A 16067-nucleotide genomic window follows, 5' to 3' on the forward strand; every position below is an offset into this window, starting at 1 on the left:
CGTGTCCCGCGTTAGCCTACTACAGCTGTTTCTTTGACCTCTTTTGAAAAATAGCATTCGCCCTCTTTGAAGACTTTAACGACCTTGCGCAAATCGGAAATGTTTTCTAACGGGTTGCCTTGGACAAGCAGCAGGTCGGCAGCCTTTCCTACTTCCACTGTTCCTGTTTTGTTATCGATCTTCATGGCTTCCGAAGCTACTTTCGTTGCGGAACGCAGTACATCCTCATGCCTCATCCCATTCTTCACCATCAGCTCCAGCTCTGTGACAAAATCACCGTGCCTATTGAACGGCGTCCCCGCATCTGTACCAGCAGCGATTTTCACGCCTCTTTTATAAGCTTGATAAAAGCTCTTTTGGTGGTCTTCCATGACGCTCTCTGCTTTTTGAACGGCATGTGCCGGGATCCCAGATTCGAGTCCATACTCCACAATATTATACGGAGCGGCAAGTGTCGGAACAAGGAACGTTCCCCTCTCAAGCATCATGTCGATCGCCTCATCATCGAGGTAGATACCATGTTCTACAGTAGTGATGCCGGCACGGATCGCATTTTTGATTCCTTGCACGCCCTGTGCGTGGGCTGCGGTTGTTTTCCCCGCATTTGTCGCTTCGGTACAGGCGCACCGCAACTCATCTTCACCAAGTTGCGGAGAGTTTGGATCTACACCAGGCGTCATGACGCCTCCGGTTGCCATCAACTTCAGAAGGTCTGCCCCTTTCTTCAACTGGGTACGGGCCGCCTTCCGGACCTCATCGACACCATCAGCTTCAATTGCCATCGTATGTCCATGGCCGCCTGTCATGACGATCGGTTCCCCGGAAGCAACGATCCTTGGTCCTTTGACCACCCCTTTCTCTATCGCATTGCGGAGCGCAATATCGACATTGTCTTTGGAGCCAACATTACGGACCGTCACGACACCGCTCTCAATCTGTTTTTGTGCATTTCGGTATGCTTTATAAGCATCATCCGCTTCGGAATTTCCGAGGCTGTCAACGAAAGGGTCTGCATTTCCGTCCATTGTGAGGTGGACGTGGCAGTCGATCAAACCAGGTACACACGTTAAGCCTTCTCCATCGACAACCTGATCTGCCTCGGCATCTCTCGCCATGTCACCTATGGCGAGGATTGTTTTTTCATCAAATAGGATAGTGGTCTTTGTCAGGGGTGAGCCTGTTCCATCAAATAGCTGAATGTTTGTTATTTTAGTCTTCATATTTTCCCCCATCTTAGAAATTGTATATTTTTGAAACTAGCAAATTTGGCGAGGGACAAGGAACCAGCCCCCGTGTCCCGCTATAATGTCCCCATCAGCACGCTTGCGACGAAAATCGAAGCGATCGTAACGGTCGTAAATCCACCAACAAGCATCGGAGAGAGAATTTCATTGAAGATATACTCCTGTTCCTCTTTTGTTTCTCCGACACTTCGGCTGACTTCCTCACAAACAAGGTAATCTCCTGGGAATCCGTACATGGCTGTTAACGCAACCGGAATTCCTTTGTTAACATCCCACTTTAGCAGCTTTGCTCCAAGGAAGCCTCCAAGAATGATTCCCCCGGCACCGATCAATAGAATCGTGAATACTGCCGGCAGGTTTTGTAAAAATAGTGAGAACGTTACTTGATTCATAGAAGGGATGATAACGAAAATGATACCGACCATTCCTACCCCGAAGGAATTTGCGCGCTCCATCATTTTGTCACGATAGAAACCGCTCAATGTCCCGGCTAAACCGATCACCAGTGCCCAAATACTATAGTGGATTCCTGTATAACTTCCGGCGACAACTGCAATCGATCCGCCCACAAACAATTGAAACAGCAGCACAGATGAAGTTGCGTAACGATCAGGAATCCAGTTTTTCTTCACTGATTTTTCCACTACCTCTTCCGATTTATCAACTGAACCCTGTTGAACCACAGCTTCACTTGCTGCAGCCACATACAGCTTACTTCCCATTTGCGCTTTTACTTTTTCTGCATAGCGGCGCAGGAAGAAAGTAGTTAATGGAAGTCCGATCAAGCTTTGAAGAGAAAGGACAAGAACAGGGATCGTTATAAGGGCTGTCAACCCTAATGCCTGTAATTTTTCAGAAGTTACAACAAAAGCGATAATTCCCCCGGTAAGCGGCCCGGTTCCCGCCGCTGCTGTCTTGTAACCAAAGATTGGTGATACAACCAACAGGACTGTTCCAGCAGCAATGATGATTCCCATCAGGGCGATGACGACTGACTTATACTGCTGTCTGATGATTTTCATAGGGATGAGCGTACCCATATGGACGATCATGGGTGCGATCAACACGGCCCCAACTGTTGCAAAAGTGGAGTTCGCAACAAGGTCCTTCGGAATGACTCCGACCCACATTAAGACAAGATAGCCTAATAACACAACTAACAGCATCGGTACTCTCGCTCTGGTCTTGATGGAGATCACTTCCCCAACTGCAATCAAAGCAAGGATGATCATAGTGGCTACTACCGGTTCATTTAACAAATAAATCCCTTCCCTTCTAGTTAATTATTAGGCTTATCTTTTTCTTCCTTTTTTCGTTAAGCACTTTTCGTATTGATTGTTACTTTGAATAAGTAGTTGATTTGCGCTACAGGTGCGCGACTCCGCGGGGCGGGCGGTGAGCCTCCTCGGCTGCGCCTGCGGGGTCTCACCTGTCCCGCTAGTCCCGCAGGAGGCCGGCACCTTCCGCTCCAATCATCTTTCGTAACAAAACTTGAAGAACTAATTAAAAAGCAACAATGTTTTAGAAAAAAAGCATATCGTTAATATTGTGGATAATAGACGGAATATCCATTGAATTCCACTTCAGGTACTTGACTTCGCGGGGCATGAGGTTAGCCACCTGGTAAATACTCCAGCAGGAGGCTTGCACCATCAAATCATCTTTCCTTTAGATCCTCCTCTTAAACCAGCTCTACTTCTTTCTTAACGGCCAAATTGTTTTTGTAACGTTTGCCGCCGACGTATACCTGTTTAATATTGTTGGTGTTTAATAGAACGGATATATCTTCCGCGGGGTTGCCCTCAACGACAATCAAGTCTGCGAGCTTCCCTGTTTCAATGGTTCCAACTTCCCCGCCGAGCCCGATGGCTTCAGCAGATATTTTGGTTCCCGAAACAATTGCTTCCATTGGGGACAGCCCGACATCATTTACAAGCAATTCAAGTTCCAACGCATTTCCGCCATGGTCAACAGGATCACAGCCTGCGAAGTCGGTACCAGCGGCAATTTTCACCCCGGCTGCATAGGATTTTTTCATATTCTGGATGTGGATATCATAATAGGTTTTGGCCTTTTTCAGGCCGAATTCCGGAACACCATGCTTTGCTCCTTCATCCACAATTCTTTTCACGATGGCTAACGTTGGAACGAGATAAGCGTCGTTTTGAAGCATCAGTTGAATTCCTTCATCATCGATGAGAATTCCATGTTCGATCGTTTTAACTCCTGCTTTCAGCGCGTTTATGATGCCTTGGGTGCTCTGCGCGTGGGAAGCAACGTAAGATCCTACAGCTTCTGCTTCGTATACGATTGCGGCAATTTCTTCTACAGTCATCTGCGGCGAGCGCGGGTCATCTTTTTCGGAAAGAACTCCTCCTGAAGAACAAATCTTGATGAAATCGGCTCCGGCACGGAACTGTTCACGCGCTGCTTTCCGGCAATCATCCACACCATCACAGGTGCGGTTGGTATTAAACTCTGGAGGGAGCATATGTATATCCCCGTGTCCGCCTGTCTGCCCCAGGATTTTGTAGGAGGTCTTTATTCTTGGACCTTCATAGACACCTTCATGGATCAGATTTCTTATGTGGAGTGCAATGGAACTTCCAACATCACGGACAGCCGTCACACCTGCATCAATAAGTTTCGGCAGATCCTTTAATGCTCGTCCCATCTGAACTTCTGTCGGTTCAAATGCCGCCAGCATCAAGTTCAAGTTCTTCACCCCGACGAGATGGATATGGGCATCGATAAGACCCGGCATAATCACCTTGCCATCCAGATCGACTACCTCCGCATTCTCAGGAACAGGAATTTCACCTGCGGAACCAACGGCTGCTATCTTTTCCCCGTCTATCAACACCCCGGCATTTTCCAGAATTCCTCCACCATTTCCATCAATCAACAAGCCGCCTTTCAAGAAAATCTGCTTCGCCATCTGATCCCCTCTTTCTGAATTGTTTAAATTGTTTGTAAGTTTATCCTATTCTGATAGGATGGGTCAATGGTTTTTTGTTAAAAAATTATTTAAATTAAAAATTATATTATGAAAGCGTTTTCTACATAAAAGGACAGGTGCATCGCCCCAGCAAGGTAAAATAATTCACTCATTTTGTCGAAACAGTACTTTTGATTCAGGAGAGGTTTTACTAATGGGGAAGTGTACTAACAGGACATAGGGGCAGGTTGAGACCAATAAAAACCAACCCCCTATACAAGATAATAACTCCAAAGCCAATACATAAGTTGCTAACACATTCGTTATATTAAAATAGTAAAAATGGCGATAATCTGTTAATGGAAACTGCTTAAGAAGATATAAGAGAGTATGGAGCAGGATATGAAAAATTCGGAGATATGATTTACAGAAACAGCTGCACTTGATGGCTAAGCTATGATTGCTAAAACAGATTCAAATGGGTTTTTCAATTAATTATCCCGGATTACCCTAATAAATCAGATATCATTCCAGTTAGTTTGAAATTATATAAAAACAATAAACAGAGTGGAATAGAAGCAGTTTTATGGAGGACACGCTTACTTGTTATTAACAAAGCAACGTCAGATCTGAGGGATTCAGGAAATCCAGTTTACTCCTTATAAAAAAGAAAGTCAGTCGATCCTGAACATGGGACCGTTACGTTAATACAGCCACTAAAACTGTCGAAACATTCCTTTTGTATCATGAGAGTTTTCACTCTTTGGAAATGTGCTGGCTGGACGGAGGGACAGGTACATCATCCCTTCATGAAAATATAAAAAAACACCATCCTTCGATCCGGTATCGAATAGAGTGGTGTTTCTTAAATTGTATTTATTACAGATTGTTGTGAACAGAAGCGTCTGGCCCTTTCAGATGCAAAGACCCTTTCCGCACTAATAAGAAGTAAGACAAAAAAGCCAAAAAGCTTGCAGCCAATATAATAATCCCCATTGGAAGAGCGGAGTACTCACCCGCTACTCCAACAAGTGGCGCTGTTAAGGAACCAAGCAGGAACGGCAGCACCCCTAATAAAGCAGATGCACTTCCTGCCACATGCCCTTTCGTCTCCATCGCCAGGGAAAATGACGCTGTTCCGATAATACTGATGCACATGACTAAAAAGAAGATAGGAATCGCTACAAATATTAGCGGTGCCTTTAAAATAATGGCTGTTAGCAATAATACAGCAGCTGTATTGGAAAGCCCTAATCCAATTTTCAAGAATGTCTTTTCCGGTATATATTCTGACAGCCGGCCAACCAGTTGAGTCCCTATGATTAGTCCCACTCCATTCACGCCAAATAAGAAGCTGAATACTTGAGGAGAAACGCCATAAATGTTTTGGTAGACAAAAGAAATACCCGAGACATAAGCAAAAATCCCGGCAGTTATAAATCCTTGAGTAAAGGCATATCCCGCGAATTCACGGTCCTTCAATAACATTCCAAAATTCTTAATGACCTGCTTGAAATTTCCCGGTACCCGTTTTTCGGTTGGCAACGTTTCTTCAAGTTTCAAGGCAACAGTGAAGGTGAAGATAACACCGATACAAGCCAGGACAATAAAGACTCCTTTCCAGCTCGTAATCGTCAGAATTGCACCCCCTATAATTGGCGCAATAATGGGACCAAGATTTCCAACCAACATTAAAGAAGCAAAAAACTTCGTCAGTTCCCGCCCATTAAACAGATCCCGTGCAATGGCTCTTGAAATAACCAGCCCTCCTGCAGCTGCAAAGCCTTGAATAAAACGAGAAACGATCAATGTATAAATATTTGGTGCAATGGCACAAGTTACAGAGGATAAAAAATACAAAGTGAGGAAGATGACCAATGGTTTACGGCGGCCATGCACATCACTCATAGGCTCTATAATCAATTGACCTAATCCGAGCCCCAATAAACAAGTGGTTAAACTGATTTGAACCAGCGAAGCATTTGTATGAAAATCATCAACAATAGTAGGAAATGAAGGCAAATACGTGTCAATCGTGAATGGACCTAAAATGGCAAGTGACCCCAACAGAAATACCAGCTGTAGTCTTTTAGTCTTTGATAAATTCAATATTCTATCGCCTTTCTCATGAAGTGGATTAGTTGTTTGATAATGGAGGTGAAACGTAATGGCAAAAACATTGGAACTGCAATTCCTTACCCAATTTGGAGAAACAGCACGACTTTCCGTTGATGAACCCATCGAGCCTGTAGACCCTGTCCAGGTGAAGCAAGTAATGGATACAATCATCGCAACGAATGTCTTCCAAAGCAACACTGGTACCCTTGTCTCTGCTGAGGGAGCTCGTGTAGTCGAGCGCAATGTCACGGAATACGAAGTGTAAGAACAAAAGCGCAAGTGCCTTGATCAGCCCCGACAGGCATAAGACGAGCCGGCGGGAAGGTTGCTCTTTAACCTTCTTGCCGGATTGGTTTATGACCCCGAGGGGCTAGGCGCTGGAGCTGGATGCAGAAAACATTTCTACTATCAAACAACCGACAATTTTTATAGTTTCCTACCAACAATGAAAAGGTGCCCCCAGGCTATGGCTAAAGGGCACCTTATTTAATGAAGGAGGTGAATCCGTTGGAAGAAGTAATGTCGTTCGTCTCAGAAGTGGGCTTTCCGATTGTCGTGACAATGTATCTGCTTCATAGAATTGAAACGAAGCTTGAAGCTGTCATTGCCTCGATCAGACTGCTGCCGCAGGAGATGAAGAACCAATAATGAAAGTGCAGAAAAGACATGCCGCGATGACATGTCTTTTCTGCAGTGTGAAAATATTGTGGGACAAGGAACCTGTCCCTCTGTCCCGGGACGAGGGACCTCCCCCTCTGTACCCTACTTTATCTTAATTATAATCCCAAGTAGAATTAACCAACCTGTATGTACCAAGTCCCGGCAGCTCCGCAGACTTAATGTCAACAACATCATAAGTGTCAGCATTCCAGCTTGGAGACATCTCTTTGATAGTTCCTGTCGCTGTTAAACCTTCTAGATTAATAGTAAGCAATGAATAAAATTCATCTTTTCTATCGAATAACTGTTGGGCAAACTTATCTTTTTCATCTGCTGGTATGGAGTCCTTCACATCAGATTTTATATGTTCAAGTGATTGATAGTAGAGCTTTAAGGCTACAGTGTTATCCTGGCCTACTTCCCCAACCACTTTAAATGTTCCTTTTGGATTCTTCCACTCACCTATTAACTGATTACCATCTTCTTGTAATCTCAATGCTCCTACTTCACTGTTTTCCGGGACTTTTTCAGTACCCATATACCAAACATTCCATTCGCCTGTTGATAGAACTGAAATTATATCATCATACTTATATGTAACATCACCATTAGTAAGGTTTGTCTGTTTTACTATACCTTGCTCAAAGACTCTATACTCCTGGTCTTTTGAAATATATGCATAATGTTTTACTCTTTGTTCTTCCCATTCGATAAATAACGTTAATTCATTATCAAGTTCATATTCCCATGTTTCGTCACCTGAAATTTCATTGAAACCTTCTTCATCAGGTTCACCGAATAAACTAATGACTTCTTCTCGGTTATTTCCAATCTCTAATTGTTCCAATAAATATTCTGGAGAGTTTTTATTAATCGTATTTGAAGCAGCTGTTGTTTCTTGTTCTTCAACATCTTCCTCTTTTTCTTTTTCCGAAGGTGCTATCCCTGAGTCATTCTTTGTTTCCTGAGCCTCTACAGTTGCCGTTTCGTTTTCTTCAGCGGTTTCTGAACATGCAGCCAAACTAATTATAGCGGCCCCCGTTAACAAAATAAGTAATCTTTTCATCGTTTCCTCCCTAGTTAGTAAATATGCACTATGTATGTAATAATTGTAACATAATAGATTATATGTTTCTGCAATTCCTCTAAATTTGTATTATTGCATTACCTATTGAAAAAGCTGATTCCGCAGAACCAGCTTTTTTAATGATTATTAACTTAATTCATCCACTAAGATTGGATTAATCGTTATGTTATCCAATCGATACCTGATTCCTCTATTCCTTCTCTTAGTTCAAAGTTCATTCCTGATAAACGAACTTCAATTGAATACCCATCATTTAATGGTATGTATTTATAAAGGTGAAAGGTCTCAACTCCCAGGCCATTTACAAGCATAATGGCCTTCTCAAAGTCAGGGAGTGATTCCTGAAAAAAGGATATCCTGAGACGTCACAAGAACTTATAGATTTGTTTAATTTAAGGAACATGTATGATGTACCTCTTTCAACTTTTTTTACCGTAACTCCGGATTCACCTTATGTGCAATTTGAACAGCTGCTTAAAGTTGCCGAACCAAATAGGAATCAAGGTTATATAGATATTTTCGCACAAGTTTATGACGAGATGATAATGGAAGAGATAAAAACATTGGCCATGCGAATCAAGACTAATGAAACTTTTCTGCATACGTCATATATGACTCTGCTTCAGAAGCAACGGCTTCCTCTACTTCAACTTCTTCAGCAACCGGACTTGATTCCTGTTCAATCACTTCTGCTTCTTTTTCTTCCACAGTTTCTTCTGCTTCTTTTTCTTCCATTGTTTCTTTTGTTTCCTTTGTTTTTTCTGCAGTCTCCTCGCTGCTGCATCCCAATAAACTAAAAGAAGCAGCCAGAGATCCCACTAATAGTATTCTTTTCAAAATCTTGACCCCCATGTTAGTAAATACTAGTTGAATACTACTAGTCTATCATATTTAAAAATCCTATTATGGAAAAATTTGAGGTTTGTTCTCTACGGTCATTTTCTAACCGATTGGTTATGGACTAAGTTTGGAACTGTATTGGTTATGCACTCTGTAAGAAAAAATGAATATGAAGCTGATGCATTTGCACATAAGTGCGGCTATGGCAGTTCATTGATACAGACCCTTGATCGCTTTAATGAAATTGAAGTTCAGGGTACAAAAGGATTATGGGCAAACCTAGCTGCCAGTCATCCTGATCCAGACCAGCGAATTGGCAATCTTCAGCAATTAGAAGTGGCTGCTTAAGGCACAAAAACAAGATATATGAACTAATATACTTGACGTTCAATCCAAATTAATTAAAAATCACAACTGCACAATATCCCTTCATAAAAAATTCTGATTGGTCAAGATAAGAAGTTCATCAAATAAAAATAAAAGGAATCTCGCACTATTATGCAGAGATTCCTTTTTTTACTATAACGGCGTATACATAGATATCCCTCTATCACTTACTACCATTGTATAAGGGGCAGATACATCGACTGACCGTATTCTTCCTAAATCACTATATTGGCTCATTTCGCCTGCAGAGTCTATCATAAATAAGTCTTCATAATCATAGAAGTAAACGATATCATCCTTTGCAAATCCTGAGAAAAACTCATGAGGAAGCTTCTGTTCCCAAAGGACCCTTTCCCACATCTTTATATGCGACTCATTATACCCCAGGATCTTCACTTGATCATCTTGTGTATCTATAGCGAAAGAGGTGTTATTATTTCCTTCCCCCAAGAAAACCTGACCCTCTGGCAGCCAAGTTTGCTCACCATTAACTATATCTATTATTGGTTTTGTTAATACCTCTAATTCGCCAGTCTCAAAGTTAAATGTAAAAGGTTTAATAATAGTGTTATATCCTTCAAAGTATGAATATAACATCACGGTTATTTCCTCTGAATTTACAGCACGAATATCTGTTCCATACCCATCCTCCCAAAAATCAGTGAGGTATTCCTCAGGATAAATAATCTCTTTCGTTACCAATTCACCTGTTTCTGTATTATAAACAGACAATTTAAATTGATTAACTCCATAGTCAGGGGATGATTGAGGGACATAAATCTTTTCGCCTTTAACAAAAATTTGGTCAACTCTCCCCCAAATGTCAAACTTGAACTCTATATTGCCTGTTCGTTTGTCGTAACCGACTATTTCATCTGTATCGGAATTAGATAAATAGAGGTACTTGTCATCAATTTCAACCATTTCCCAGATGGAAGATTTAATTCTCCATAATTCTTCGCCAAGTTCAGCATCCACTGCCATTAGATAATCTTCTGCATTCGGATATATTCCTTCTGTTAGTGTTGCATATACTATTCCATCTGAAATGGTCCCATCGTAAATATGCATATCAGGATGCGGTTCATAGTTCCATGCCAACTCTTCTGCTTTCGGTAACCTATTCATTTTAAAATCTTCAAGTTCTTCCACGTCTTCCATAGTTTCAATTCCTTCTATCTTATGTGTAACAAACCCTGATTTCTTAAAAAGGATATCGTATGTTCCACCGCTTAGCTTGAAGGTAAAGTTACCTGCGACATCAGTTGAAGCTGACTTATAGAAAACACCATTTTCAAACACTTCAATTTCCACATCCCGTAACGGTTCATCCGTTAATGAATCTGTGATGTTCCCTTTTACTTCCCCCGTAATCTGACACCAATCGATTTCCGGTTCATTAAAAAAGGTTTTCTCCCAAAGAGTTTTGTTGTATTCTATTTTGTCTTCATAATTCAACTTCTCAATAATCGCTTTAAGTCTTACTTTAAGATTGGAACTTACCCCAACCCCAAAGTCTAACTTCACACAGCCGGAAACAAGGGACTTTTGGTCTTTCAGGTCATAATTCGCATCAACATTTCCCTCGATTTCAATATCTGCAGTTAAATCATTCTGTATCACAGCAGGCAGCAGCCCCATGATATTCAGTGCAGGTTCAAATCCGACTCCTAAAGAAGAAGATAGATAACCTTCACCTTTAAGATATACTTCCTTTCGGTCCACTTCAGGATTAAAAATAGGATCAAAACCATCTTCAGTCCATACGGCTCCTGCATCAAGGGTGGAATGTTCAATGATTCCGACCTCTAATTCCGCTTGCACTTCACCGCTGCTATTAAGAGTGACAAAAACAGTAACGCCTATCGGCACTTCCTTATAACCTTTATCCCCTATACCAAAAATCGGTGTGGTGCCAATTTGGTATGTCATTGTAGCCAGAGATAACCTCCCTGCCCGGTCAACTCCTTCCAGCTTCAGCCAGTCGCCAAAATCAATATTTTTAGATTGATCTAATTCCTCGAATAGTTTCCCTTCATAATTCATGAGAAACTTTATACTTGTCTCTTGATTACTGGAAAATCGATAATCAAACTCCTCTATCATACCTATGAAATTTTTCTTTAGATCTACATCTACGTCTGTTGCAGTTACCTTTACTCCGCCTTGAATTTTGACCGATTTTGCGTCACCCTTACTTACAAGAGTATGATCAATCATTAGCTCAATCGGTTCTTCAGCAGCATTCAATAAGGAAACCCCTGAATTGCTTTCACTTATATCGCTTATAGAGCTCGCTGCAGCACCATTTACATTGAGGGTTACCCCATCTGCTAACCTGAAATCCACTAACTCATTAGGAGTTAAGGACTCGTCTTCATGAATATTAAACTCTTTAAAAACCTCGTCGATATTAGGTTGATCAATGAATAGTTTTCCGTTGGATTCAACCTTTGAAATCTGGCCAAGGAATCCCATTGGGTAATTCCCGGAAGGCGGTATGTATAATAAGCTGCCAGGCTTATAACTATTCAGAGAAGTAGCTGCTGTTTCAGGCAAGGTAATAGCAATGGTATCACCATCCACTATTTCAGTCTTATCTGCCGCTTGCTCGAACAACTCAATTTCCTCAGAATCTAACACTCTGATATCTTTTTCTGTTGTTAAGGATCCAACTGAATCCGTAAATTCACCTATTAAACTGTCAATGTCTTCAATAACATTATCAGTAACTGCCTGTTCTCCCCCAAGTACGGAGAATCGTCTTATTTGATTGTTTGCTATAACTCTATCAGTTCCCTCTGGTAACCTATCCTCATCCACTATCAATAAAGAGGTATGGTTTTTAGCTGCCAGAATCGATCCTGTTAACGCATCCGCAAATTCCACACCTGTACTTATGTATATTTGTTCATTCTTCTTATAATTGTATCGTATAATTTCTGCTGCGGTTTCATACCGATTAGCACCTGAAATACGCGTAGGATTTGGAAGCAGATTCTCAACCTGAGTTGAAACAGCGGCAATACCTCCTACAACCATGGTCTCCTCAAAGGAGTTAACATAGCTTTGAATATCTTCACTTAGTTGATTCGGCTTCGTCAAAAGAATAGGATAGCCATTTTCTGAGGCATAAGGGGCAATAGCTAAAGCATCGGGAAAATTCATCCCTGTTGCTACAATGGCTCTGTCACTTTGTTTGCTTAGTTTCTGTGCAATCATCAGTGAGGTCTCATACCGCGTCAGGCCCGCCATACGTTCAACCTTCATTCCCAAGGAAGTAATCGATTGTTCTACATTTGCGCTGATCGCTGATTCCCCTCCGAGAATGATCACTTTTTCAGCTTGCAGCCTTTCAATCTCTTCCTTTATAGAAACCGGGAGTTTCCCAGGCTTTGTCAGTAGAATGGGAGCATTCAATTGATAAGCAAGAGGTGCCCCTGAAAGAGCATCCGGAAACAGGTCTCCCCTGGCCATCACTACCGTATCTGCCCCATCCTTCCAACCTTCTTTTGAAATTTGCACCGCCGTTTCATAACGATTTTCTCCATAAATCCGCTTATCTTCAAAAGACCCTGCCATCATCCCACTGGGCATGATCAGCAATAATACAAAGAGGATTCCAAGAATAAAGTAACCTTTTTGTTGTAATTTTTTCATATGCAACTCCTTGTAAAATAGTATTAATTTCCCATTAACTATAGTAACATAGAATTTTCCCTTATCTGGGGTATATATGGTAATTAGTTAAAATCTCAATACACATCTAACAATCCTGTGTCTGTCCAACATACAGAAAAGAGACATGGCGTGCAGCCATGTCTCTTTTTTGCGGGAAGTGTAAAACTTTATACCTCAATTAGTATGCCCCAGACGTAAAGGTTTCAGCGATATGGGTGGTCACGCTTCCGTATTCATCCTGCTTGGAGGCGGGATATGAAATGATAAAGGTGTTGAATGACTGTTCCCCGAAGAAGAATTTTTTATAGTAGATTGTTCCGTCTTCTTCATAAGAGATTACATACCAGTCATCAGCCAGTCTTTTGTAAGCTATACTTGCTGTGATATTCTCCAGATCTTGTTTGTAGTAGGTGCCGATTGTTTCCCCTTGTTGGACTGTATTGGTATGACCGCCATAAGCAGTCACCGTGAGGTCGCCATTTCTGAAGGTACCGCCATCACCATTCGTCGATGGCGGGTCCATGGTCATCCCTTCAGGATATTGCAGGCTGAATCCAAAACGTTCATTGTTATACGTATTATAGGCCCTTGATTTTGGGGTCATCTCTTTTGTCGCTTGAGGTGATGAATCTTTTTTAGTGACTTTAGCTTTATCTTCTTTCTGCTCTTTCTTAGGGGCTTCCTCCTGAACCTTTGTATCCATAGCTTTCAGCCCCGTATTCGCCTTCTCCATAAGTTGCTGGGCCTGAGGTTGATAAGCAGCCAGATCTTCATCTTTTTCAAGTTTTGGCAGCAGGTCGTTTAATTTGTCTTGAGCCGTAGTAAAGCTTTCATTCGCAATCAGGCTTTCTATTAGCTTAATCTCACCCTCAACTTCCCTTGTTTTGTTCACCATCTCCATGATTTGCGATTTTAACCGGGTTGCTTCTTCTTTAACGGTTTCAAGTCCATTTTTCCTTTCAATTACAGCTTCAAGCGATTCCAGGGAAGAGTCGTAATCCTTTTCGCTGTATTCTGCCAGGGCATTGTCCATTCCATTGGCTTGATGGTAGTAAGCCGCTGCAGTCCTATCCCCTTCTTTTTGCTGAAGGGCTCTCTCAAATTGCAGTGCAGCTTGATGGTACTCCTTCTCACCTAGATGATCCAGGCCTTTTTCGATATACCGATCATATTCCTGGTTTGAACAGGCAGCCAGTGCTATGAAAATCGTTAGTAAAAGACTAAGTTTGTGCATTTTCAAATGTATTCTCCCATTTCTATTAGGTTATAAGAAAATTTTATCAGACTTCAGTGATATTGCCACCTGGAAAAGGATTTCAACATTTTTCTACAAAAAGAGCCCATATAGACGTGTTCAGCCAGCAAAATCTGTCAGAAGATAGAATTGTAAATATTTGTAACACACCTTGCGTATGACATAACCCTATTAATTATGTATAAAAAGGAGTGTATGAATCTGAAACAAATCATTAGCTCGTATGTCATTTCCCCCAAAACCCAAGCATTGCTTCCAGAAAGGCACATTGATTACTGTACGAAAATTGTAGAGACCGATCAAACCTACTACATCAATACACCAATTCTGAGCTTAATTGAACAAGCCTGTTTAGAAGGCTATTCCACGTATGAAGGAAGACGTGCAGCCGTCAAACATTTTACGGGGTACCACAAGAAGATTCCGATTCCCATCATTCCTTCGCAAAACATCTTTGCTTTCCCTACACTTTCACCACAACAATTCGACTGCTGCTGGCTCTTTCCCAAACATATTCAGTCCATACAACCATCACCTCAGAACAAAACCCACTCCATTGTAAAAATGAAAAATAATCAAATTCTATTAATCAAACAATCCTATAATATATTGCGAAAACAGATGCATCGAAGTGCCTTTACCATGGTAATTCAGAGGGATCGTGCCAGCATACATAATTAATCGTCAAAGAAACACAAAAAGGGTCCACCCGGGCGTTTAGCTTCCTTTTTCCCGACTAGATAATTGGTGAAAAAGGACGATTGCTTTGAAAAAAGAAGAAAGAGATGGAGAAATCCTTGGTAGATTACTAAGAAAAAAACGGCTGGAAAGGAAAGCACTCGATCCCAAATGGACCATTTCCTATTTAGCAGAACAGGCCAAACTTGAAGAAAAATATGTAGGAAGGCTGCTAAGAGGACAAAAAGTAGAACCCCAATACGTCACCATAGGGAAACTGGCCGATGCATTAGGAATGAGTCAAGATTACCTCTGGGAACAATATCTCAAAGAAAAAGCAAGACTCCATGAGGAAGAGGAGGATTGCTAAAAAATATAAGCCCTACCAGGCTCTTGCGAGTTAACCTGTAGGGCTTCATTCATATTGGCAACTGTATTGGAATAACCTGGTAAAATCGTCGGCAAGCAGTGGTAAAAACGGTGGCAGAAGAATTAGCAGCAATCGCTTTCACGCACTAGGGGTCATACCCGATATTCATCGTAACTTTCTCTCGTCTCCATACCAATTCCTTGCTTTTTCATTCCAATATCTCACATATGCTTCATATCCAGTTTGACTTGTAAGAAAAGGAATATGTTGATCAAGTGTCAGCTTATAAGCTGGCAGAGTGGTTACACCGAGCTCTCTTGCTCTTGTTAACCGATGACGGCCGTCAATTAGATGGTCTTGGATTCTAGGATTGAATTCCACAAGGATGATAGGCTTTGATAGATTTACAGTTGGGACATGATTCAGGTTGATGTTTGTATATTCATTTGTAATTAGTTTTATGTCCATTTGTTTAAATTCGATTTCTTGTGGGTGGGCATCAATGTACTCCTGCATCTTGCTGATATTCCACCTGATTACTCCGTTTGCAAAAACTTCTTCACCCTCGACTGGTTGGCAAGGCTCAAATGCAGAATCTAATTTCATTGGTTTCATGTTGGCTCCTTAAAAGTTGGGCGGCTTCTCTTTTTTGACTTGTATATTAGCAGTCTATCATTTTGTCTTTTCTCAAACTACTTAGTTTTCTTGTGTGTGGAGGCTTACGGGACAGAGGGAAACGTTCATCTACCCATTCATAGGATAAAGTATGTGGGAGGTAAGAGGATGAGAGTGGCTTGATGCCCAAGGCT

15 protein-coding genes are annotated in these 16067 nt (G+C 41.6%); 5 read left to right on the top strand and 10 right to left on the bottom strand.

Translation table 11 applies throughout. From position 1 onward, the window contains the following. Nucleotides 1-11 precede the first annotated feature (11 nt). The 4 genes from ACOJQI_RS20965 to ACOJQI_RS20980 all read right to left on the bottom strand — a co-directional run bounded on the left by ACOJQI_RS20965 (nucleotide 12) and on the right by ACOJQI_RS20980 (nucleotide 6294). On the bottom strand, nucleotides 12-1220 hold the full coding sequence (locus tag ACOJQI_RS20965; protein ID WP_421381762.1) for an amidohydrolase family protein: 1209 nt from the start codon (nucleotides 1218-1220) through the stop codon (nucleotides 12-14). A gap of 80 nt (nucleotides 1221-1300) precedes the next feature. Continuing rightward, nucleotides 1301-2503, bottom strand: a complete 1203-nt coding sequence (locus tag ACOJQI_RS20970) for a hypothetical protein (protein ID WP_421381764.1) — start codon at nucleotides 2501-2503, stop codon at nucleotides 1301-1303. A 422-nt stretch (nucleotides 2504-2925) separates the two neighbouring features. Then, on the bottom strand, nucleotides 2926-4182 hold the full coding sequence (locus ACOJQI_RS20975; protein ID WP_421381766.1) for an amidohydrolase family protein: 1257 nt from the start codon (nucleotides 4180-4182) through the stop codon (nucleotides 2926-2928). A gap of 879 nt (nucleotides 4183-5061) precedes the next feature. Further along, nucleotides 5062-6294, bottom strand: a complete 1233-nt coding sequence (locus ACOJQI_RS20980) for a Bcr/CflA family efflux MFS transporter (RefSeq protein ID WP_421385529.1) — start codon at nucleotides 6292-6294, stop codon at nucleotides 5062-5064. 55 nt (nucleotides 6295-6349) lie between these two features. Here ACOJQI_RS20980 and ACOJQI_RS20985 point away from each other — a divergent pair, with 55 nt between their 5' ends. After that, nucleotides 6350-6565 (top strand): DUF2922 domain-containing protein, encoded by a 216-nt coding sequence (locus tag ACOJQI_RS20985; protein ID WP_421381768.1) that lies wholly within the window; start codon nucleotides 6350-6352, stop codon nucleotides 6563-6565. 242 nt (nucleotides 6566-6807) lie between these two features. Then, nucleotides 6808-6948, top strand: a complete 141-nt coding sequence (locus ACOJQI_RS20990; protein WP_421381770.1) for a YvrJ family protein — start codon at nucleotides 6808-6810, stop codon at nucleotides 6946-6948. Nucleotides 6949-7072: 124 nt separating this feature from the next. Here the strand turns inward: ACOJQI_RS20990 and ACOJQI_RS20995 are convergent, their stop codons facing one another. The 3 genes from ACOJQI_RS20995 to ACOJQI_RS21005 all read right to left on the bottom strand — a co-directional run bounded on the left by ACOJQI_RS20995 (nucleotide 7073) and on the right by ACOJQI_RS21005 (nucleotide 8884). After that, a complete protein-coding gene (locus ACOJQI_RS20995) occupies nucleotides 7073-8026 on the bottom strand; it encodes a hypothetical protein (protein ID WP_421381772.1) in 954 nt (317 codons plus the stop codon). Between the two features lie 182 nt (nucleotides 8027-8208). After that, complete coding sequence (locus ACOJQI_RS21000) at nucleotides 8209-8358, bottom strand: hypothetical protein (RefSeq protein WP_421381774.1); 150 nt, start codon at nucleotides 8356-8358, stop codon at nucleotides 8209-8211. A gap of 271 nt (nucleotides 8359-8629) precedes the next feature. Further along, nucleotides 8630-8884 (bottom strand): hypothetical protein, encoded by a 255-nt coding sequence (locus ACOJQI_RS21005; RefSeq protein WP_421381776.1) that lies wholly within the window; start codon nucleotides 8882-8884, stop codon nucleotides 8630-8632. 141 nt (nucleotides 8885-9025) lie between these two features. Between ACOJQI_RS21005 and ACOJQI_RS21010 the strand changes: the two genes are divergently transcribed. Next, nucleotides 9026-9235 carry a M48 family metalloprotease gene (locus tag ACOJQI_RS21010; RefSeq protein ID WP_421385530.1) on the top strand — a complete coding sequence of 70 codons (210 nt, stop codon included), beginning with the start codon at nucleotides 9026-9028 and terminating at the stop codon, nucleotides 9233-9235. 171 nt (nucleotides 9236-9406) lie between these two features. On the opposite strand, the gene ACOJQI_RS21015 is transcribed toward ACOJQI_RS21010, so the two are convergent. Both ACOJQI_RS21015 and ACOJQI_RS21020 read right to left on the bottom strand, forming a co-directional pair. Beyond that, the gene (locus tag ACOJQI_RS21015) at nucleotides 9407-12934 is read right to left on the bottom strand and encodes a cell wall-binding repeat-containing protein (protein ID WP_421381778.1); all 3528 of its coding nucleotides are present in this window, start codon (nucleotides 12932-12934) and stop codon (nucleotides 9407-9409) included. 199 nt (nucleotides 12935-13133) lie between these two features. Then, entirely contained in the window at nucleotides 13134-14195 is a 1062-nt protein-coding gene (locus ACOJQI_RS21020; RefSeq protein ID WP_421381780.1) for a hypothetical protein, read from the bottom strand. A gap of 210 nt (nucleotides 14196-14405) precedes the next feature. Between ACOJQI_RS21020 and ACOJQI_RS21025 the strand changes: the two genes are divergently transcribed. Further along, nucleotides 14406-14891, top strand: coding sequence for a competence protein ComK (locus ACOJQI_RS21025; protein WP_421381782.1), 486 nt, complete (start codon nucleotides 14406-14408; stop codon nucleotides 14889-14891). An 85-nt stretch (nucleotides 14892-14976) separates the two neighbouring features. Next, on the top strand, nucleotides 14977-15258 hold the full coding sequence (locus ACOJQI_RS21030) for a helix-turn-helix domain-containing protein (protein WP_421381784.1): 282 nt from the start codon (nucleotides 14977-14979) through the stop codon (nucleotides 15256-15258). 165 nt (nucleotides 15259-15423) lie between these two features. Here ACOJQI_RS21030 and ACOJQI_RS21035 read toward each other — a convergent pair whose 3' ends face one another. Then, nucleotides 15424-15873 carry a hypothetical protein gene (locus ACOJQI_RS21035; RefSeq protein ID WP_421381786.1) on the bottom strand — a complete coding sequence of 150 codons (450 nt, stop codon included), beginning with the start codon at nucleotides 15871-15873 and terminating at the stop codon, nucleotides 15424-15426. Nucleotides 15874-16067 lie beyond the last annotated feature (194 nt).

The sequence above is a fragment of the Bacillus salacetis genome (genome assembly GCF_049177075.1).
Taxonomy (GTDB): Bacteria; Bacillota; Bacilli; order Bacillales; family Bacillaceae_B; genus Rossellomorea; species Rossellomorea salacetis_A.